Origin of the sequence: Rhodanobacter fulvus Jip2 (genome assembly GCF_000264315.1) — a bacterium.
GTDB classification, from domain to species: domain Bacteria; phylum Pseudomonadota; class Gammaproteobacteria; order Xanthomonadales; family Rhodanobacteraceae; genus Rhodanobacter; species Rhodanobacter fulvus.
Map to the genome: position 1 here is coordinate 104,731 of NZ_AJXU01000031.1, position 18,084 is coordinate 122,814.

General features: G+C 67.3%; 16 protein-coding genes. 10 read left to right on the plus strand and 6 right to left on the minus strand.

Translation table 11 applies throughout. The features are described from left to right. Positions 1 to 358: 358 nt before the first annotated feature. Positions 359 to 1,351: a porphobilinogen synthase gene (gene hemB, locus UU9_RS08540; protein WP_007081342.1), complete on the minus strand. Its 993-nt coding sequence runs from the start codon at positions 1,349 to 1,351 to the stop codon at positions 359 to 361. Positions 1,352 to 1,529: 178 nt separating this feature from the next. Between hemB and glk the strand changes: the two genes are divergently transcribed. From glk to UU9_RS08570, 6 genes are all read left to right on the plus strand, one after another. After that, complete coding sequence (glk, locus tag UU9_RS08545; RefSeq protein WP_007081343.1) at positions 1,530 to 2,555, plus strand: glucokinase; 1,026 nt, start codon at positions 1,530 to 1,532, stop codon at positions 2,553 to 2,555. Between the two features lie 179 nt (positions 2,556 to 2,734). After that, positions 2,735 to 3,418, plus strand: coding sequence for an HAD family hydrolase (locus UU9_RS08550; protein WP_007081344.1), 684 nt, complete (start codon positions 2,735 to 2,737; stop codon positions 3,416 to 3,418). A gap of 91 nt (positions 3,419 to 3,509) precedes the next feature. After that, the gene (locus UU9_RS08555) at positions 3,510 to 3,848 is read left to right on the plus strand and encodes a hypothetical protein (protein ID WP_040670631.1); all 339 of its coding nucleotides are present in this window, start codon (positions 3,510 to 3,512) and stop codon (positions 3,846 to 3,848) included. A 123-nt stretch (positions 3,849 to 3,971) separates the two neighbouring features. Further along, the gene (locus tag UU9_RS08560; protein WP_237710252.1) at positions 3,972 to 6,683 is read left to right on the plus strand and encodes a DUF2339 domain-containing protein; all 2,712 of its coding nucleotides are present in this window, start codon (positions 3,972 to 3,974) and stop codon (positions 6,681 to 6,683) included. Between the two features lies 1 nt (position 6,684). Continuing rightward, positions 6,685 to 8,076: a DUF3999 family protein gene (locus UU9_RS08565; RefSeq protein ID WP_007081347.1), complete on the plus strand. Its 1,392-nt coding sequence runs from the start codon at positions 6,685 to 6,687 to the stop codon at positions 8,074 to 8,076. Positions 8,077 to 8,316: 240 nt separating this feature from the next. Beyond that, a complete protein-coding gene (locus UU9_RS08570; protein WP_007081348.1) occupies positions 8,317 to 9,072 on the plus strand; it encodes an SEL1-like repeat protein in 756 nt (251 codons plus the stop codon). A gap of 42 nt (positions 9,073 to 9,114) precedes the next feature. On the opposite strand, the gene UU9_RS08575 is transcribed toward UU9_RS08570, so the two are convergent. The 3 genes from UU9_RS08575 to secB form a co-directional block, all read right to left on the minus strand. Further along, positions 9,115 to 12,135 carry a DEAD/DEAH box helicase gene (locus UU9_RS08575; RefSeq protein ID WP_040670633.1) on the minus strand — a complete coding sequence of 1,007 codons (3,021 nt, stop codon included), beginning with the start codon at positions 12,133 to 12,135 and terminating at the stop codon, positions 9,115 to 9,117. Between the two features lie 150 nt (positions 12,136 to 12,285). Next, a complete protein-coding gene (locus UU9_RS08580; protein WP_040670592.1) occupies positions 12,286 to 13,311 on the minus strand; it encodes an NAD(P)H-dependent glycerol-3-phosphate dehydrogenase in 1,026 nt (341 codons plus the stop codon). 7 nt (positions 13,312 to 13,318) lie between these two features. Continuing rightward, on the minus strand, positions 13,319 to 13,828 hold the full coding sequence (secB, locus tag UU9_RS08585; RefSeq protein ID WP_007081351.1) for a protein-export chaperone SecB: 510 nt from the start codon (positions 13,826 to 13,828) through the stop codon (positions 13,319 to 13,321). Positions 13,829 to 14,124: 296 nt separating this feature from the next. Here secB and rpmB point away from each other — a divergent pair, with 296 nt between their 5' ends. The 4 genes from rpmB to UU9_RS08605 all read left to right on the plus strand — a co-directional run bounded on the left by rpmB (position 14,125) and on the right by UU9_RS08605 (position 15,616). Beyond that, entirely contained in the window at positions 14,125 to 14,361 is a 237-nt protein-coding gene (rpmB, locus tag UU9_RS08590) for a 50S ribosomal protein L28 (RefSeq protein ID WP_007081352.1), read from the plus strand. Positions 14,362 to 14,371: 10 nt separating this feature from the next. After that, positions 14,372 to 14,539, plus strand: a complete 168-nt coding sequence (gene rpmG, locus UU9_RS08595) for a 50S ribosomal protein L33 (RefSeq protein WP_007081353.1) — start codon at positions 14,372 to 14,374, stop codon at positions 14,537 to 14,539. Between the two features lie 140 nt (positions 14,540 to 14,679). Next, on the plus strand, positions 14,680 to 15,231 hold the full coding sequence (locus UU9_RS08600; RefSeq protein WP_007081354.1) for a DUF4166 domain-containing protein: 552 nt from the start codon (positions 14,680 to 14,682) through the stop codon (positions 15,229 to 15,231). After that, positions 15,221 to 15,616 (plus strand): thiol-disulfide oxidoreductase DCC family protein, encoded by a 396-nt coding sequence (locus UU9_RS08605; RefSeq protein ID WP_007081355.1) that lies wholly within the window; start codon positions 15,221 to 15,223, stop codon positions 15,614 to 15,616. The genes UU9_RS08600 and UU9_RS08605 overlap by 11 nt, the downstream gene beginning before the upstream one ends. Before the next feature lie 10 nt (positions 15,617 to 15,626). On the opposite strand, the gene UU9_RS08610 is transcribed toward UU9_RS08605, so the two are convergent. Together UU9_RS08610 and UU9_RS08615 are read right to left on the minus strand one after the other, a co-directional pair. Further along, positions 15,627 to 16,739, minus strand: coding sequence for a saccharopine dehydrogenase family protein (locus UU9_RS08610; protein WP_007081356.1), 1,113 nt, complete (start codon positions 16,737 to 16,739; stop codon positions 15,627 to 15,629). Positions 16,740 to 16,819: 80 nt separating this feature from the next. After that, positions 16,820 to 18,016: a DesA family fatty acid desaturase gene (locus UU9_RS08615; protein ID WP_007081357.1), complete on the minus strand. Its 1,197-nt coding sequence runs from the start codon at positions 18,014 to 18,016 to the stop codon at positions 16,820 to 16,822. Positions 18,017 to 18,084: the final 68 nt, after the last annotated feature.

Below are 18,084 nucleotides of genomic sequence, written 5' to 3' on the forward strand. Positions count from 1 at the left end.
GAATGACGGAAATGAAGTTTCGCGCTTGAGGCAGTGCCATTCGATCCTGGTCGCTATTCCCCCCGCAACCACCGGGCCGCATCGATTGCGTAATAGGTGAGAATCGCATCCGCCCCGGCCCGCTTCATCGCCGTCTATGAGATTCGCCTGACCGAACCGCGCAGTGGCCAGCGATAACTCCGCGACCTGCCATGGAAAGAGCGGTCTGTTTCCCGCATGGAGGGACGCTCAAGCTCGTCATCCCCGCGAAAGCGGGGATCCAGCGCCTTTGGCAGGCTGAAGTCACTGGATTCCTGCTTTCGCAGGAATGACGGAAATGAAGTTTCGCGCTTGAGGCAGTGCCATTCGATCCTGGTCGCTATTCCCCCCGCAACCACCGGGCCGCATCGATTGCGTAATAGGTGAGAATCGCATCCGCACCGGCCCGCTTCATCGCCGTCAGCGATTCCAGCACCACTGCCTTTTCATCCAGCCAGCCATTCTGCGAAGCCGCTTTCAGCATCGCGTACTCGCCACTGACCTGGTAGACAAACGTGGGTACGCCGAACGCATCCTTCACCCGACGCAAGACGTCCAGATAAGGCATGCCCGGCTTCACCATCACCGCGTCGGCGCCCTCGCTGATGTCCAGCTCCACCTCGCGCAGCGCCTCGTCGCTGTTGCCCACGTCCATCTGGTAGGTGTGTTTGTTGCCCTTGCCGAGATTGGCCGACGAACCCACCGCATCGCGGAACGGGCCGTAGAACGCGGAGGCGTACTTGGCCGAATAGGCCAGGATGCGCGTGTGGATGTGGCCAGCTTCCTCCAGCGCGTCGCGGATGGTGCCGATGCGGCCATCCATCATGTCCGAGGGCGCCACGAAATCCATGCCTGCGTCGGCCTGCGCCAGCGCCATTTTCACCAGCGCCTCGACGGTGGGCTCGTTCATCACGTAGCCGTCCGCGTCGATCAGGCCGTCCTGGCCGTGCGTGGTGTAGGGGTCCAGCGCCACGTCGCCGATCAGGCCCAGGTCGGGGTAGGCGGCTTTCAGTGCACGGGTGGCGCGCTGCATCAGGCCATCGGGATTCCACGCCTCGGCGGCGTCCTCGCTTTTCACCCGGGCGCCCGGCGACGGGAACAATGCCAGCGCGGGAATGCCCAGTCGCACGCATTCGCCGGCCAGTTTCAGCAGCTCGTCGATCGACAACCGCTCCACGCCCGGCATCGAGGGCACGGCTTCGCGCTGGCCTTCGCCGTTGATCACGAACGCCACCATGATCAGGTCGCTGGGCAGCAGGGTGTGCTCGCGCATCAAGGCGCGGGAGAAGGGGTCACGGCGCATGCGGCGCATGCGGACGGCGGGGAAATTCATGGGCGTAGGCTCGCGGAATCGATAGCCGCCATTTTAGCGCCTGGGCGCAAAACGGCACCCCGGAAACGGCGACGGGAAGGCCTTGAAGGCCCATTCCACCACGTATGGTTGGGCAAAACACTGGACGAACAGCCGCCGCAACGTGCACGCTAGGGGTTTTCCCGTCGTCAGGAAGATCATGAGTCAGCCCAGCCGTACCCCGACCTTGCTCGCCGATCTCGGTGGTACCAACGTGCGTTTCGCACTGGCGGACACCGATCTGACCGCGCCGCTGCTGACCGACAGCATCCGCCGCTACCGGGTAAAGGATTTTGACACCCTGGCCGAGGCGATCCGGCAGTATTTCGCGGACACCGGCTTCAGCGCGAAGCACGCGATCATCGCCGCCGCCGGGCGCATCGCCGACGGCGAGACGGTGCAGATCACCAACAACCCCTGGGCGGTTTCGGCGCAGCTGCTGCGCGACAAGCTGGACATGAATTCCGTGCGGCTGGTGAACGACTTCGCCGCCCAGAGCATGGCCGTGACCCTGCTGACCCCGAAAGACCTGGTGACCGTGGGCGCGCCGCCGCTGCCCCGGCTGGGCAGTCATGCATCGCAGACGTTCGTGGTGATGGGGCCGGGTACCGGTCTGGGCGTGGGCGGATTGCTGCTGCGCGACGGCAATTGCAGCGTGCTGGAAAGCGAGGGCGGCCATGCCGGTTTTGCCGCGCACACCGCCGAAGACGTGGAGATCCTGCACCGGCTCAACCAGCGCTTCGGTCGCGTCTCCAACGAACGCATGATTTGCGGCAACGGCCTGGTCAACCTTTACCTCGCACTGGCCGACATCGCCGGCCAGCCGGTCGAGGAACTGACGCCGGAAAACATCACCGCCCGCGCCGTCTCCGGCGAGGATCCGCTGTGCGTGCGCACGGTGGAGACGCTGGCCGGCATTTTCGGCAGCGTGGCCGGCGACCTGGTGCTGACCATGGGTGGCTGGGACGGCGTCTATCTCACCGGCGGCGTGCTGCCGAGCTTGCTGCCGTGGCTGCAGCACGGCGGTTTCCGCGAACGCTTCGAGGCCAAGGGCCGCTTCCGCGACACCATGGAACAGGTGCCCACGGTGGCGATCACCCATCCGGAACCGGGCCTGCTGGGCGCCGCCGCGCTGGCGATGCAGGAGACGGGGCACGCCCTGTGGGCTTCTCCAGGGCAAAATTGACAGCGCTATCAGGACCTCGCCGGACGCACTGAAACCACGTTGATGGCGAGCTCAGGGCCGGCATCGACTCGCGACCATCGGTCCGTCTGGACGGCCAATCGCGTTCGCACGCGCCTTGTTGTCACCGCGCTCATCGCCTGACCGTCATACTGGCGTCGACTACTCACTGGAGAACCCCGATGCCACGCAGCGACACTGCTTTCCTGTTCGATCTCGACGGTACGCTGGTCGACAGCGTCTACCAGCATGTGCTGGCCTGGAAGGAAGCGCTGGAGCGCGAAGGCGTGGAGCTGGCGGTGTGGCGCATCCACCGCAAGATCGGCATGAGCGGCGGCCTGTTCGCCAACATCCTGTTGCGCGAAACCGGGCTGGAGATCACCGAGGAACGCCTCGCACGACTGCGGAAGTGGCACGCCGAGGCCTACAACCGCCAGCACGCGGCAAGCGCCATCCGCCCGCTGCCGGGCGCGCGCGAATTGCTGGATTACCTCACCGCCCAGGACATCCCCTGGGCCATCGCCACCAGCGGCCGCATGGCGACCGCCGCGGCCAATCTGGAGGCGCTGGGCGTCGACCCGGCCAAGGTGCATGTGGTGACCCGCGACCAGGTACGCCACGCCAAGCCGGACCCGGACCTGTTCCTGACCGCCGCACGCCGCCTGGGCGTGGACATCCACCAGTCGCTGGTCATCGGCGACAGCGTGTGGGACATGCTGGCGGCCCAGCGCGCGCGTTCGCTGGGCGTGGGCGTGTTGTCCGGCGGTTACGGCCGCGGCGAGTTGCAGGAATCGGGCGCGTTCCGCGTCTACGACGATCCGGCCGACTTGTTGCGGCACATCGACGAGGTGGCGGCGCGCAACTGAACCGCAGCAGTAACCGCGCCTTGATGAAAAATTAATTCACTGCGCGGGCCGCGCGGTTACGCTGCGGAATCATCCGCAATCAGGAATGGCCATGCGTCGATACACCGTCGTCATCCCTTTCGCGCTGCTACTGGCGGCGTGTTCGCCCTCACCTACGGCCGATGCGCCCGGCGCGACGGCCGCGCAGCCACGCCCGGGCAGTTCGGCGCCGGCTGACGCCACCCTGGGTTCGCCGGCCTGGTATGCCTGGATCGATCGCACGCTGGGCATCACCGACAATGGCCACGGCCCCGACCAGGGCTCCGCCGAATGGAACCAGGCGGTGCAGCGCAAACTGGGCCAGGAGGCGCCGCAATCCGTACCCGGTTCGCCGGAATGGCAACAGTCGGTGGACGCGTTGGTGCGCACCCGTACATCCGTCACGCATTGATCCAGACCGCTCCTGCGTTTGCGTTTCCCAGGAGGTAGAGCGACGTTGCGCGTCTTCGCCTGACGTTCATGCCAGACTATTCCGGCCCACCGTTGGGGGTGGCGAGACGCACAGGACGAGCAGATGCCTTTCGTTTGGGGAATGGTGGGGCTGGTGGTGTTTGCCATCGCCGGCATGATCGGCGGCGCCGGGTCGGGCGGCGTGTTTTTCGGCATGGTGACGGGTGCCGTGCTTGGCGTGCTTTGGGGTCGGCAAGCGAAATTGCGCAGCGAACTGGTGCAGGTACGCGCGCTGCTTGAGCGTTCACTGACGCGGCAGGCCGCGGCGCAGGCGCCGGCGTCCGCGCCGGCAACGAAGAAACCCATCGCCCCGTTGGCGACGGAATCGCGCCTGGATGCGGCGTATGCCGATGCACCGACACCCGCCGCGCCGCCACCGTTACCCGCATCGCTGCCGCGCCCGAGCATCATTGCGCCGGTGGCGCCCCACGCGCCCGTGCAGCCCGATGCCGCCACCGTCCTGACCTCGCGCATCACGCGCTGGTTCACCGAAGGCAATGTGCCGGTGAAGATCGGCATGCTGGTGTTGTTTGCCGGCGTGGCCGCCTTGCTCAAGTACGCCGCCGACGCCGGCATGCTGCACGTGCCCATCGCGTTGCGGCTGAGCGCGGTGGCGGTGGCGGCGGTTGCGGCGTTGATCTTCGGCTGGCGTCAGCGCGATACGCGCCGGGGCTTCGCGCTGTCGCTGCAAGGTGGCGCCATCGGCGTGCTGCTGATCACCGTGTTCGCCGCGTTCCGACTGTATGCGCTGTTGCCGCCACAGGCGGCCTTCGTCGTGCTGCTGGTGCTGGTGGCCGGAGTCGGTGTGCTGGCGGTGCTGCAGGACGCCCTGGCGCTGGCGGTGCTGGCGCTGCTGGCAGGTTTCCTCGCACCGATCCTCACCTCGACCGGCCAGGGCAGCCATGTCGCGCTTTTCAGTTACTACGCCGTGCTCAACCTGGCCATTTTCGGAGTCGCCTGGAGGCGCTCGTGGCGGGTGCTGAACCTGCTGGGCTTCGTGGCGACGTTCGGCATCGGTACCGCCTGGGGCGTGCTGCAATACCGGCCGGAACTGTTCGCCAGTACCGAGCCGTTCCTGCTGCTGAATTTCCTGTTTTACCTGGCGATTCCACTGCTCTATCTGCGCCACGCCGAAGCGGAGCGCAGCAAGGTGATCGACGGCTGCCTGGTCTTCGGCACTCCGCTGGTCAGCCTGTTGCTGCAAGGAGCGTTGCTGCAGTGGCAGGCGCAACCGCTGGCATTTTCCGCGCTGGCAGCAGCAGTCATCTACGTGGCCGTGGCGTGGAGCGTGCGCGGTCGTGAACACCTCGGCATCCTGCGCGATGCATGGGCGGCGCTGGCGATCGCTTTGGCCACCCTGGCGGTGCCGCTCGCACTGAGCGCCAGCCTGACCGGCAGCGTCTTCGCGCTGGAAGGAGCGGGGCTGGTCTGGCTCGGATTTCGCCAGCAACGCTGGCTGTCACGCTGGGCCGGTGTGGCGCTGCAGGGGGCCGCTGCGTTCGCCGTGGTGATCGGCTATGGCTTTCATTATTTTGACCACGCGCCGGCGACGGTCGTGAGCTGGCTCGATCGCGACTTCCTCAGCGCGCTGATACTGGTGATCGCCGCTTTCGCCAGCGCGTCGTTCTACGCGCGGATGGGCAACGATGGCATCGCCCAACGCCGCACGGCGGTGCTGCTGTATGGCTGGGGTCTGTGCTGGTGGCTGGGTGACTGCGTTGTCGCAATCGGTCGGCACATCAGCTACGCCAGCGAGCCGGCAGCCTTGATGCTGCTGCTGATCGTCACCGCATGGGCCTGCGCCGAGGTCGCCCGACATCACCCGCGCTTTGAGTTGGGCACGATGGTGGCGTGGACCGCGCCGGCGCTGTTCGTCGTCATCGGCCAGATGGCGCTGGGCCAGCTGGCTGATGGCACGCAACCGCTGCTGGGCTGGAATTTGCTGGCTACCGTGGTGGGTGCATTGTTGGGCTGGCGCACACTGACGTGCTTGCGCGAGTGGGCGCCGCAGGCCGTGCTAGGCCAATGGAGTTGGCTGTGGCGCTGGACGGTAATTGCCAGTGCCGCGATCAAGGTCGCGTTGCCGGTGGGTGGCGACTGGCGGCTATTGCTGGTGATGTTGCCGCCGTGTGCGCTGGCTTGGCTCGCGCTGGCGCGACCGCGCTGGATCGCACTGCCGCTGCCGGCGCTGATGCCGCGCCTGCGCGGGCCACTGCTGTATTCGGCTTTTCTGGTGCTGGGCATTTACGGGTTCACCGGCCTGTTCATGGCTGGCGACACGGCGCCGATGCCGTACCTGCCGCTGCTCAACCCGCTGGAACTGCTGCTGATCGTCATCCTGCTGCTGGGCGCGCGCTGGCTGGGTGATGCATCCGCGCCTGCCACTTGGCGCTCGCGTCGGGCCGTCATTCTGGGAGCCGTCGGCATGGCCTTCGTTACCAGTGCCACCTTGCGCGCGGCGCACCAGCTGGGCGGCGTGCCGTGGAGCGAGGACGCGCTGTTCCATTCAAGCCTGGCGCAGATGGCGCTCACTCTAGTGTGGAGCGTGTTTGGTCTTTTCGCCTGGGTGTGGGGTTCGCGTCGCGGCCAGCGCTGGGTGTGGCTGGCCGGCGCGGTGGCGATGGGCGTGGTGCTGGCCAAGCTGCTGCTGATCGACCGCGGCCATCTGGGCAACCTGTTCGGCATCGCGTCGTTTATCGCCTACGGCCTGTTGTGCACGGTGATCGGCTACCTGGCGCCGGCGCCGCCGCGTCAGCTCGCGGCGGCGGAGAGCTGACATGTCGCGCAGCTCACGCCCATCGAAACGCCGTGGATGCTGGCTGCTCGCCTTGTGCTTTCCGTTGGCCATCCAGGCGGCCATACCCGACGACTTCGCTTACCGTTTTGCGCTGACGACCGATGGCAGCAGTGCCGCCTGGCGCGTCGAACTGAGCCCGGCCATCTATGCGGTGTCGCCGCCGGCCCACCGCTTGCGCGACATCATCGTGGTGAACGCGCAAGGTCGGCAGGTGCCGTTCGGGCCGCTGCCGCCGACAGCTCCGCGCGCGCAGGCGTTCATGCTGAAAACCGTCCTGTTGCCGCTGCCGTCGAATGATCCGGGCCACAACGACAGCGTGCGCATTCAGCGCAACAGCGATGGCGCCATCGTGATCGAGCAGCCATCCACATCAGCGATAGCCGCTCGACCAGGGCAATGGCTGCTGGACGCCGGCCGCCCGGTGAACCTGGCGCGCATCGAAATCACTGCGGCGGCGCTGGCGGGCGACGCGCGTTTTCATCTGTCGGTGCAGGCCAGCAACGACCTGCAGCACTGGGACACGCGCAGCGACGAGAATGAAATCGTCAGCGTGCGGCGCGGCACGGAGGCATTTGCACAACGCTCGATCACCCTCGATATCGACACGCCGGCGCGCTACTACCGGCTGAGCCTGCGCGATGGTGACCACGCACCGTGGGACAGCACGCAGACGCCAGACGTCGAGCTGCACGGCAACACCGTCGACACCAACGCCAGCGAGGCGGCACGCCAATGGCTGGACGCACCCACGCCGGTGGCATCCACGGCGACCGACGGAACCGACTACGACTACACCCTGCCCGCGTCACTGCCGCTGGAAGCGGCACGGATCACCCTGGTCGGCAGCAACACGCTGGCAAGCTACCGTCTGCTCGACCATGACGGCCCCGGCGATCGACTGCTGGCCGCCGGTACCGCCGTGCAGATCGGCACCGATGCTGACGCGAGTGCACCGATCACCTTCGCACCGGTGCGCATCCAGCATCTTCGTCTGCACACCGATACGCCGCTGGCGCAACCGCCCACATTGCACGTGGCATGGCGACCCGACGTGTTCGTGTTTCTCGCCGAAGGCGGCGGCCCGTACAGCCTGCTCGCCGGCAGCCACGCGGCGCGGCGCGGCGACTACCCGCTGCAGGCGGCGCTGGATCGTATCCGCCCCACCGACGCCGGACCCGCATGGCAACTTCCGCAAGCCCGGCTCGGCCCTCCCACCACCGCGGCGGGACCGGCCGCGCTGCTGGCGCCCAAGCCACCGTTCGACTGGACCCGCCTGCTGTTGTGGCTGGTGCTGACCGGCGGCGCGCTGGCCGTGGTCGCGATGGCCTGGAGCCTGTTGCGGCAATCGCGGCGCGACGGCGAAAAGCATTGATCGCGCAAGAAACAGTGCCGGCACGAGCCTTCCGAAACAACGGCCTGGCTGACTGCGCACGCGGGCGTCGCCGCGTCCCCAAGCCGGGCGGAGCCCTTCATTCACGCCACGCCGCGCCGCTCAGGAACAGACTCCTGGATATCCCAATGGCGTAGGTGCGATGAAATCGCCGGCCGGTCACTTGCCGCGGCAGCCCCGCTCCAGGCAGCTGTCATTACCGCGAGATCACAAGGAGGTTCCATGGAAAAGTACCGCTCCAGCATGCTGGCTCTGGTTCTGGTGATGGCGGTGTTCATACCCGCCATGGCGCGGAGCGCCAGCGGGGGCAACGCCCCCGCCGCGGAAAATCCTGCTGCTACGGCCACGAATCAGCGCATCTATTGCATGAGCGGCTGGGAACGCTTCCTGCCCGGGGATTACTACGCCTGCCGCGCGCGATATCACCTGCAGCGGCAGCACCCCCACCAGGCCATCCACATGCTCAAGACCGCTGCCTACTGGGCGAACAAGGACGCGCAGCATGCGCTGGGCCTGGCGTACATCAATGGCGACATCCCCGGTATTGCGGCCAATCGCGCGTTGGGCATCGCATGGCTGGCGCTGGCGGCGGAGCGCAAGAATGCGGACTATGTGCGCGACTACTCGACCGCCGTCCTGCGAAGCTCACCGGGCGAGCTTTCGGACGCGTCGAAACTTTACGTAAAGCTGGGCAAGACCTATGGCGACCGTGTCGCCGGGAAACGGGCGACCGACCGTTTCGTGCGGGAGGTGAAGCCGTTGGACGATGCCGCCGCCATGGGCGGCAACACTGCCTACATCAGCGGGCTGACGCCGTTTCCGCAGGCGGCTTTTTCCCTGTCCAGGAAAGTCCACCAGCACGCCGAAAAGACCTTCGAGGGGTTGCAGGGCACGGTAACCGTCGGCGTGCTCGAACGCATCCATGCCCCTACGCCAGCGTTGCGGGAGCGATACGAGGCCGGATCGCCCAGCAAATAGATCTTGCGTTTGGCCGCCCGCGCTATCGGACCGGGACGCGGCTCAGCCCGCCGGCGCCAGCAAGGTATCCAGATCGAGCTGGTCGAAGCTGAGCTTTTCGCGGGTGCCGCCGCCTTCCAGCACGGCGTCGGCCAGTTCGGCCTTGCGTGCCTTCAGTTCCTCGATGCGCTCCTCCACCGTGCCGCTGGTGATCAGGCGGAACACGAACACCGGCTTGTCCTGGCCGATGCGGTGCGCGCGGTCGCTGGCCTGCGCTTCGGCGGCGGGGTTCCACCACGGGTCGTAGTGGATCACGGTGTCGGCGGCGGTGAGGTTGAGGCCCACGCCGCCGGCTTTCAGGGACAGCAGGAACAGCGGCACTTCACCATTCTGGAACCGCTGCACCGGCTCGGCGCGGTCGCGGGTGTCGCCGGTGAGGGTGACGTAGGGAATGTGGCGACGGTCGAGCTCGGCGGCGATCAGCTTGAGCATGCCGGTGAACTGCGAAAACAGCAGCACCTTGCGGCCTTCGTCGATCAATGCCGGCAGCATGTCCATCAGCAGTTCGAACTTGGCCGACTCGTGCACGCCTTGCGCCGCCTCCAGCTTCACCAGCCGCGGGTCGCAGCAGACCTGGCGCAGTTTCAGTAGCGCATCCAGCACCACGATGCCGGAATGGGCGATGCCGCGCTGGGCGATCACCTCGCGCAGTTCCTCGGTCAGCGCCAGACGCAGGCCTTCGTACAGGTCGCGCTGGCGGCCTTCCATCACCACGCGGCGGGTGATCTCGGTCTTGGGCGGCAGCTCGGTGGCCACCTGCGCCTTGGTACGGCGCAGGATGAACGGCGCCAGCCGCAGGTTCAGCCGCTGCTGGCATTCCTCGTCGCGCTGTTTCTCGATCGGCACGCGGTAGTGACGGCGGAACGCGCCCTCGTCACCCAGCAGGCCGGGCACGGCCAGGTCGATCTGCGACCATAGTTCGCCCAGGTGATTTTCCAGCGGCGTGCCGGTAAGGCACACGAAGCGCGGCGCGCGCAGGCTCAGCAACGCGCGGCGCGCCTGGGTGCGGGGGTTTTTCACCTGCTGCGCCTCGTCCAGCACGATCAGCGCAAAGGCCTGCTTTCGCAGCGCGACCACATCGCGCGGCAGCAAGGCGTAACTGGTCAGCACAATGTCCTGGTCGCCGAGTTGGGTGAACTCCTCGGCGCGCTGCGGCCCGTGCAGGGTCAGCACGCGCAGCATCGGCGCGAAGCGGGCGATTTCCGATTGCCAGTTCGGGATCAGGCTGGTCGGCACCACCACCAGCGCCGGTTGGGTCAGCGCGCCGTGCTGCTTCAGCGACAACAGGTGGGTGATCAGCTGCAGCGTCTTGCCCAGGCCCATGTCGTCGGCCAGCACGCCGCCCACGCCGGCTTCGGCCAGTGCATTCAACCAGCGCAAGCCTTCGCGCTGGTAGGGGCGCAGCTCCACCGTGAGCCCCTCGGGGACGACATCGCTGGCGCGCTCGGCGGCATCGCGCAGGCGCGCGGCGAAACCGAACAGCGGCTCGGCCGCATCCAGCGTGCCGCCACCGGGCATGGCGGCGGCCAGCTCTTCCAGCCGGCCGGCCTGCACCTTGGGCAGGTGCAGTTTCTGGCGCGGTTTTTCCAGGTATTCGGCCAGCGGCGCCAGCAGGCCGCGCAGCTCCTTCAGCCGCACGGGCACGCGGCGGCGGGCATCGACTGGCGCGTACCACACCGCATCCTCCGGCTCGTTCGGCGCGGGGCTGAGGTTCAACTGGTGCTCGGCCAGTGCCTGCGCCACGGCAGGCAGCAGGCTGTGGCGCTCGCCGTCCAGCTCGATGCCGACCTCCAGGTCGAAGGCGTGGTCATCGGCATCCTCCACCGCCTGGCCGTACCAGCGCACCGGGCCTTCGAGCACCTCGAACGGGAAGCTGGGCGCGTATTCCAGCTGGAAGTTTTCCTCCTCCAGCCGGGGCCGCAGCGCCAGCCAGCGCGCGGGCGTGTTGACCTCCAGCGCGCCGGCGTGACCGGTGCCGGGAAACAGCCAGGCGTCCTCGGGCAGGGTCTCGGCCACGTCCCAGGGCAGGCCCTCGGTATCCACGCCCGGCGTGAGGCCGGCGCGTTCGAGTTGCTCCATGGCGGAGAGTTCTTCCGCGCGGCGGCGGGTGATCTCCACCAGCTGGCCGTCGCGCACGCGCCGCACCAGCGGCTCACCGCCGCGGCCGGGGAGCCGCTCGCCGGCGTAGTCGAACGCCAGCCGCGCATAGGCCAGCGGCGGCGTGCCGGCGGCCAGGCGCGCATGGCGGGTCAGCGCGTGCAGGGTCAATACCGGTTTGGGCGCCAGTTCGGACCGGCGCATCTCGCCGAAAACCTGCGGCGGCGGCAGCCGCGTGGCCAGCCGGCTGGCCGGCAGCAGGTCGCGCAGGCGATGTCCGTCCTCCGGTTTCAGCGGCGGCAATTCCAGCCAGCGGGTTTCCTCTGACGCGGCGTCCAGCAAACCCAGCGCCGCGTGTTCGGCGTCGAGATACCACAACGCGTCGATGCGCAGCAGACGCTGGCTGTTGGGCAGCAGCGGCAGCAGGCGCTGGCTGCCGTCGGGCGCCATCGACCAATGCCAGTTCAAGGGATGCGGCCGGCTGCGCGACAGCCGCAAGCCGCCCAGGCCGCCCAGGAAACAGGGCGCGGTGTCCAGCATCTCGGCCAGCAGGGTGTCGCCCACGTGGCCGCTGAGCCGCGCATAGCTGCGTCCCTTGCGCACGCTCTGCGGCAAACCCAGCACGGTGGCGGCCAGACGCTGTTCGTGCGGCGCCAGTGTCACCTGCACCAGATGGCGGCTATCCAAAGGAACCGGGCGCGCGTATCGGCCGTGTTCGGCAACGGTGAGCAACACCGGCGCCGCATCCATGCAGGCGAAGGACGCGCTGTCCTGCGGTATCACTTCGAGGAAAAAGCCGAGCACGGCCGGCTCGTCGGCCGCCGCCACGCGCGGCTTGGCCAGCAGTCGTCGCCACGCTTGCGGAAGCGTGTCGTCAGCGTTGGCTGACGCGCCGCCGGCGCGCTGTTTCCCGTCCGGTTGCTGCATGCGCATGCGATCCATGGCGACAAGCAAAACGTTGAGCTTAGCAGGCACGCCACGCATTGGCGGCACCCTTGCCACTCACCGGGAACGGGGTTGGCCAGTGCGCGCACGCCGCGCGTTTTCGCGCTAACGTGGCGGGTTGGCCGGGTTCGATCAGTTGGTGCGGAACAGGCCCGGCGGGTATTCCGCCTTCTGTTCGCGCGCCATCAACCGGCGCAAGGCGTCCACCGGAGTGACCTCGCCGTGCAGCACCGCGTGCACGGCGGCACTGATGGGAAGATCCAGCCCGTGCTTGAGCGCCAGGCGGTTCACTTCGTCGGCGGTGAGGACGCTTTCCACCACCTGGCCGATCTGGCGCAAGGCCTCGTCGATCGCCACGCCGCGGCCCAGCGCCAGGCCGAGACGGCGATTGCGCGACAGGTCGCCGGTACAGGTGAGCACAAGATCGCCCAGGCCGGACAGGCCGATCAGCGTTTCCGGGCGCGCACCCAGGGCCATGCCCAGGCGCAGCATCTCGTTCATGCCGCGGGTGATCAGGCCGGCGCGGGCGTTCAGGCCCAGCTCCATGCCGTCGGCGATGCCGGTGGCCACGGCCAGCACGTTCTTCATGGCGCCGCCGAGCTCGCCACCGAGCACGTCGCTGCCCGAATACGCGCGCAGGTTCGGCGCGTGCAGCAGGCCGGCCAGTTGCCGCGCGAAGGCCTCGTCTTCCGAATGCACGGTGACGGCACTGGGCAGGCCAGCGGCCACCTCGCGCGCAAACGACGGGCCGGTGACCACCGCGGTGGCACGGCCCGGCAAATGTTCCGCCACCAGCTCGTGCAGGAAGCGACCCGTGCCCGGCTCGAAACCCTTGGTGGCCCAGGCGATCGCGCTGTCCGCATCCAGCAGCGGCTCCAGCTCGGCCAGCATGGAGGCGAAGGCGTGGCTGGGCACCGCGATCAGCACGATGTCCGCGCCACGCAAAGCGGTGGCCAGGTCGCTCTCGCAGCGCAGGTCCGGCGGCAGCTCCACATCCGGCAGGTAACGCTGGTTGCGATGGGTTTGCGCGATCGCGGCCAGCGCGGCGGCGTCGCGGCCCCACAGGCGGGTAGGCACGCCGTTGCGGGCACTCAGCGCGGCCAGCGCGGTGCCCCAGGAGCCGGCGCCCAGCACGACCATGGTCGGGAGATCAGCCATCTTCGACTCAGCTGTTGAGCGTGGCCGGGGCCTCGTCGCCGCCCTGCAGGCGGCGCTGCTGTTCGCCATAAAGCGCGTCGAAATTGATCGGCTGCAGCAGGAACGGCGGGAAGCCGCCTTCCAGCACCAGCGACGAAATCACCTGGCGCGCGTACGGGAACAACAGGTTCGGGCAGTAGCTGCCGATGATGCCGGCGTGCTCTTCCTCGCTGAAGCCGGCGATACCGAACAGGCCAGCCTGCTCCACCTCGGCCAGGTACGCGGTGCGGTCGCCCAGCGTGCAGGTCAGGGTGAGGCTGAGCGCCACTTCGTACAGGTCGTTGCCCAGGTCGGTGGCCTTCTGGCCCACGTTGAGCTGGATCTGCGGCTGCAGTTGCTCGTTCTCGCCCATGGCCTGGAAGATCTGCGGCGCGTTGGGTGCCTCGAACGAGACATCCTTCACGTAGATCTTCTGCAACATCAGTTGCGGCTGGCTGCCCTGGCCATTGACCTGGCCGTTGTTGACTACTTCTGCCATCGGAAATCCCTTGGAACGCGCTTGCGTCGATTCAAAGGGGCTGATTGTTCCATACATCCCCCACTCGCGCACGCGCATTGCTCACCGATGATTGCGCATTGCCCTGTTTTTCTGGGAGAATACGCGGCTCGCCACGTCGACCTGATGCTTTGGGCCATCCGCCACGCGATGCGGATTCACGACATGCGACAGCACCACCCTCCAGCATCGCGGGGCGCGCAGGCGCCGCTGGGCCGATGCTGCCCTGGCCAACGGGCGGCAAATCAGGCTTCAAAAGCCCTTCAACGGAGGTCGTCATGGCCCGTGTATGTCAAGTCACCGGAAAGGGTGTGCAGAGCGGCAACAACGTCTCGCACGCCAACAACAAGACCCGTCGCCGCTGGTTGCCCAACCTGCATGAGCGTCGCTTCTGGGTCCCCGGCGAGAATCGCTGGATCAAACTGCGCGTTTCCAACCATGCGTTGCGCACGATCGACAAGAATGGCATCGAAGCCGTGATTGCCGAAATGCGCGCCCGCGGCGAAAAGGTCTGAGGATTGAATCATGGCTAGCAAATCACAAGACAAGATCCGCATGATCTCCTCGGCCGGCACCGGCCATTTCTACACCACGCGCAAGAACAAGAAGAACACGCCGGAAAAGTTCGAGTTCAAGAAGTACGATCCGGTGGTGCGCAAGCACGTGATCTACAAGGAAGGCAAGATCAAGTGATGTTCTGACCCGCTTGCGCATTGCGCGAGTGGCTTCGTCAGAATATCAGCGCCTCGTTCTTCGCCTTGCGCGAAAAAGAAAACCCGCCACCCGGCGGGTTTTCTTTTGCCCGACGCCCGCCCATCCCGCATCATCTCCGAATGACCTCCGTAGCCCTGTTCCCCAACCTGCTCGGCGACAACGCCTGGCGCTCGTTGCCCGCCGCCGTGCGAGCGATGCACGGAGCTGCGCCGATACTCCATGCGAACGGTCTGGCTGATGTCGCGGGTGCCGGTCATTTCCCCGCACGCTGGCTACGCCACCTGCTGGGCCTGCCTGCACCGGGCCCGCAGCAGGCACTGGCGCTGACGATCCAACGCAATGGCACGCGCGAAGTGTGGATCCGCCGTTTCACCGGTCGGCGCATGCAATCGGTGCTCGATCGCAACCCGGGTTCACCCTTGCTGTACGAACGGCTGGGCCCGGCCACGCTGGGTTTCGCGTTGCACCGCGACGGTGACGCGATCGACTGGCAACTGTGCAGCCTGCATGTCTTCGGCGTGCCCATGCCGCGCATCCTGCATGGCCAGGTGCTTTCACGCAGCGGCATGCGCGACGGCCGCTACCACTTCAGCGTCGACGTGCGGCTGCCCGTGCTGGGGCAGCTGATCGCCTACGAAGGCTGGCTGGAGCCGCTGCCCGATGGGCACTGAATATCCGCGGTCCGTGATCGTGTTCGACGGCGTCTGCCTGTTGTGCAGCCGCTGGGTGCGTTTCCTGCTGAAGCACGACCACGCCGCGCGCTACCACTTCGCCGCGATGCAGTCGGACAGCGGCCGTGCGCTGCTGCTGGCGCACGGACTGGACCCGGCTTCGCCGCTGTCCTTCCTGCTGGTGGAAGACGGCCGCGGCTACACCGACAGTGACGCCATTGCCCGCGTGCTGCACGGACTGGGTCGCCGCCGCTGGCGCTGGCTGAGCCGCGCGATGCGGCGGGTGCCGCGTTCGCTGCGCGATCCGACGTATCGCTTTATCGCCCGGCACCGCTACCGCATTTTCGGGCAGAGTCGCCGCTGTTTCCTGCCCACGCCGGAGTAGCGCGCACGCTTCATGCGGTAATGCTTTCCAGGCCGGTATCGATCGCAAAACCGGCGAGTGCCGCCAACGCCTCGTCCAGCGTGAACAGGCCCATGCACGGCATCGCTCCGCGCAACGGCAGCTCGCCATCGGCCAGCTTGCGCGCCAGCACCACCGCGGGCGTGGCGGGAATCTGCGGACCATCGCCAGCGGCAGCACTCAGCGACCAGCGCAGGCGCAGCGGCTGGCCGTGCGCATCGCGGCCGGACAACTCCACCACCATGCCGCCGACATCGCTGCCGGCATCGATAAACCACTCGCTGAGCCGACGCAGCCGCGGCGCGTGGCGGGCGAGATCGCGGACCAGGCCCAGCCGCACCAGCCATGCCGCGGCCAGAGTGCCGAAATGCAGCCGCCGGAGTTCCAGCCCCGCACGGAACAGCACGCTTTGCACGCCGGGATAGCGCGCCGGGAACAGCTCCAGATCCGGCACCTCGCACAGCCCGACCCAGCGCAGACCAAATGGGAATTGCTGATGCCGGGTCAGCATCCAGCCGTGACCGTGCTGCCAGCGGCCGTCGCGCCACAACCGCACCGGACGGCCGCAATAGCCGAGGATCGCCGCCACCGTCGCGTCGCCGCGCGGCGTGCGGTTGCCGGGACTGATCGCGTGCTCGATGCTCTCCAGCACGCCGAAACGCGGCAACAGCGCATCCACCACCGCGCTGCTGAACGCCGGCACGGTCGAGGCGCCGCTGACCAGCAGCCGTCCGGCCGCCTTGGCCTGGCCGTCCAGACGTCCGATGCCACTGACGAAGTCACGGCCATCGGCAAGATCGACATAGTCGCTGCCGCAGGCCAGGCAAGCCTCGGCCACCCGATAATCCTGTTGCTGGAACGGACCGGCTGCGTGGATCACCAATTGCGGTCGCAACGACGCGATAGTGGCTGGCAATGCCACCGCACCGATGTCGAGCGCCGCCACCTGTACCGACGGATCGCCCAGACTCTCGCGCAACCGCTGCAGGCTGGACCGCTGCCGACCGGCGAGGGTCAGCGCAAAGCGCGGGTCATGCGCCAGTTCGCGGGCGATCCGCGAACCGAACACGCCGCTGGCGCCCATCAGCAACACACGCAAAGCCATGCGTCTCCCCTCCGTCGCGGCCTCTCAAAAACAAAACCCGCCGGAGGGCGGGTTTTGCTGGAACAAATCGGTCGAAGCGCTCAGGCGGCGTTGGCAACCGTATAGCCCTTCAGCCGCTGGGCGAAGTCCTGCAGGGCGCGGATGCCGCTTTCCTCGGCTTCGTGGATCCATTGCTGCAGACCCTTCAACGCCTGCTCGGCGCCGCGCTGTTCCATCAGCGCCGCGAGGCGGTTGCGGAAGTCGCAGACGGTTTGCAGGGTGGGACGACGGGCCAGTACGGCCTGCAGTTTTGCGCTGCTGTCCTGGTCCAGCCAGCGGCCGCCGTCGGCCAGCGCGCGGCGCATGCGGCGCGGCATCGATTTGATGTTGTCGCCGGCGTGGGTCGCTTCTTCGCGCAAGGTGGGCACGATCACGCCGCGGTAGTAGTCGGTCATGGCCTGGAAGCGGTGGGTCAGCACGGCCTTCAGGGTATCGGCGTCAGGCAGGCGCACGTTGGGACGCACGTCCAGCGATGGCGCCACGCGCAGTACCTTGGCCAGGCCCACGGCGCGCAGGCCGCAGATCGCCGCCCAGCCGATGTCGAATTCCCACTTGCGCAGCGCGAACTTGGCCGAGCTGGGGAAGGCGTGGTGGTTGTTGTGCAGCTCTTCACCGCCGATCCAGAACGCCCACGGGATCAGGTTGCGCGCGGTGTCGGCGCTCTCGAAGTTGCGGTAGCCGGCCCAGTGGCCGATGCCGTTGACGAAGCCGGCGGCCCAGAACGGGATCCACACCATCTGCAGCGCCCACATCGCGGCGCCGATCACGCCGAACAGCGCCACGCTGATCACCAGCATCAGCGCCGGGCCCCAGTACGGGTGCGCGCCATAGAGCTTGTGCTCGACCCAGTCGTCCGGCGTGCCGCGACCGTACTGCACCATGTCCTGCTTGTTCTCGCAGGCGTCGCGGTACAGCGAGACGCCGTCCCAGAACACCTTCTTGATGCCGTAGATCATCGGGCTGTGCGGGTCTTCCACCGTCTCGACCTTGGCGTGGTGCTTGCGATGCACCGCCACCCACTCGCGCGTGACCATGCCGGTGGTGAGCCAGCCCCAAAAACGGAAGAAATGCGCCAGCGCGGGGTGGAAATCCACGCCGCGATGGGTCTGGCTGCGATGCAGGTACAGCGTCACCGTGAAGATGGTGAGCTGGGTGACGATCAGCAGATAGACGAGCTTCTGCACCCAGCTGGCGCCGGTGAGGCCGTCATTGAGGAAATTGAGTACCGCGTCGAGCATGGAAAAAATACCGGGAAGTGGATGGAGCAACGCGCGCGAGAACTGGCAACGCGCCAGCGCGAAACACA

What these genes read in the sequence shown, in the direction of transcription:
- hemB (WP_007081342.1), bottom strand. Translation starts at nt 1,351, where the DNA reads ATGAATTTCCCCGCCGTCCGCATGCGCCGCATGCGCCGTGACCCCTTC.
- glk (WP_007081343.1), top strand. Translation starts at nt 1,530, where the DNA reads ATGAGTCAGCCCAGCCGTACCCCGACCTTGCTCGCCGATCTCGGTGGT.
- UU9_RS08550 (WP_007081344.1), top strand. Translation starts at nt 2,735, where the DNA reads ATGCCACGCAGCGACACTGCTTTCCTGTTCGATCTCGACGGTACGCTG.
- UU9_RS08555 (WP_040670631.1), top strand. Translation starts at nt 3,510, where the DNA reads ATGCGTCGATACACCGTCGTCATCCCTTTCGCGCTGCTACTGGCGGCG.
- UU9_RS08560 (WP_237710252.1), top strand. Translation starts at nt 3,972, where the DNA reads ATGCCTTTCGTTTGGGGAATGGTGGGGCTGGTGGTGTTTGCCATCGCC.
- UU9_RS08565 (WP_007081347.1), top strand. Translation starts at nt 6,685, where the DNA reads ATGTCGCGCAGCTCACGCCCATCGAAACGCCGTGGATGCTGGCTGCTC.
- UU9_RS08570 (WP_007081348.1), top strand. Translation starts at nt 8,317, where the DNA reads ATGGAAAAGTACCGCTCCAGCATGCTGGCTCTGGTTCTGGTGATGGCG.
- UU9_RS08575 (WP_040670633.1), bottom strand. Translation starts at nt 12,135, where the DNA reads ATGCAGCAACCGGACGGGAAACAGCGCGCCGGCGGCGCGTCAGCCAAC.
- UU9_RS08580 (WP_040670592.1), bottom strand. Translation starts at nt 13,311, where the DNA reads ATGGCTGATCTCCCGACCATGGTCGTGCTGGGCGCCGGCTCCTGGGGC.
- secB (WP_007081351.1), bottom strand. Translation starts at nt 13,828, where the DNA reads ATGGCAGAAGTAGTCAACAACGGCCAGGTCAATGGCCAGGGCAGCCAG.
- rpmB (WP_007081352.1), top strand. Translation starts at nt 14,125, where the DNA reads ATGGCCCGTGTATGTCAAGTCACCGGAAAGGGTGTGCAGAGCGGCAAC.
- rpmG (WP_007081353.1), top strand. Translation starts at nt 14,372, where the DNA reads ATGGCTAGCAAATCACAAGACAAGATCCGCATGATCTCCTCGGCCGGC.
- UU9_RS08600 (WP_007081354.1), top strand. Translation starts at nt 14,680, where the DNA reads ATGACCTCCGTAGCCCTGTTCCCCAACCTGCTCGGCGACAACGCCTGG.
- UU9_RS08605 (WP_007081355.1), top strand. Translation starts at nt 15,221, where the DNA reads ATGGGCACTGAATATCCGCGGTCCGTGATCGTGTTCGACGGCGTCTGC.
- UU9_RS08610 (WP_007081356.1), bottom strand. Translation starts at nt 16,739, where the DNA reads ATGGCTTTGCGTGTGTTGCTGATGGGCGCCAGCGGCGTGTTCGGTTCG.
- UU9_RS08615 (WP_007081357.1), bottom strand. Translation starts at nt 18,016, where the DNA reads ATGCTCGACGCGGTACTCAATTTCCTCAATGACGGCCTCACCGGCGCC.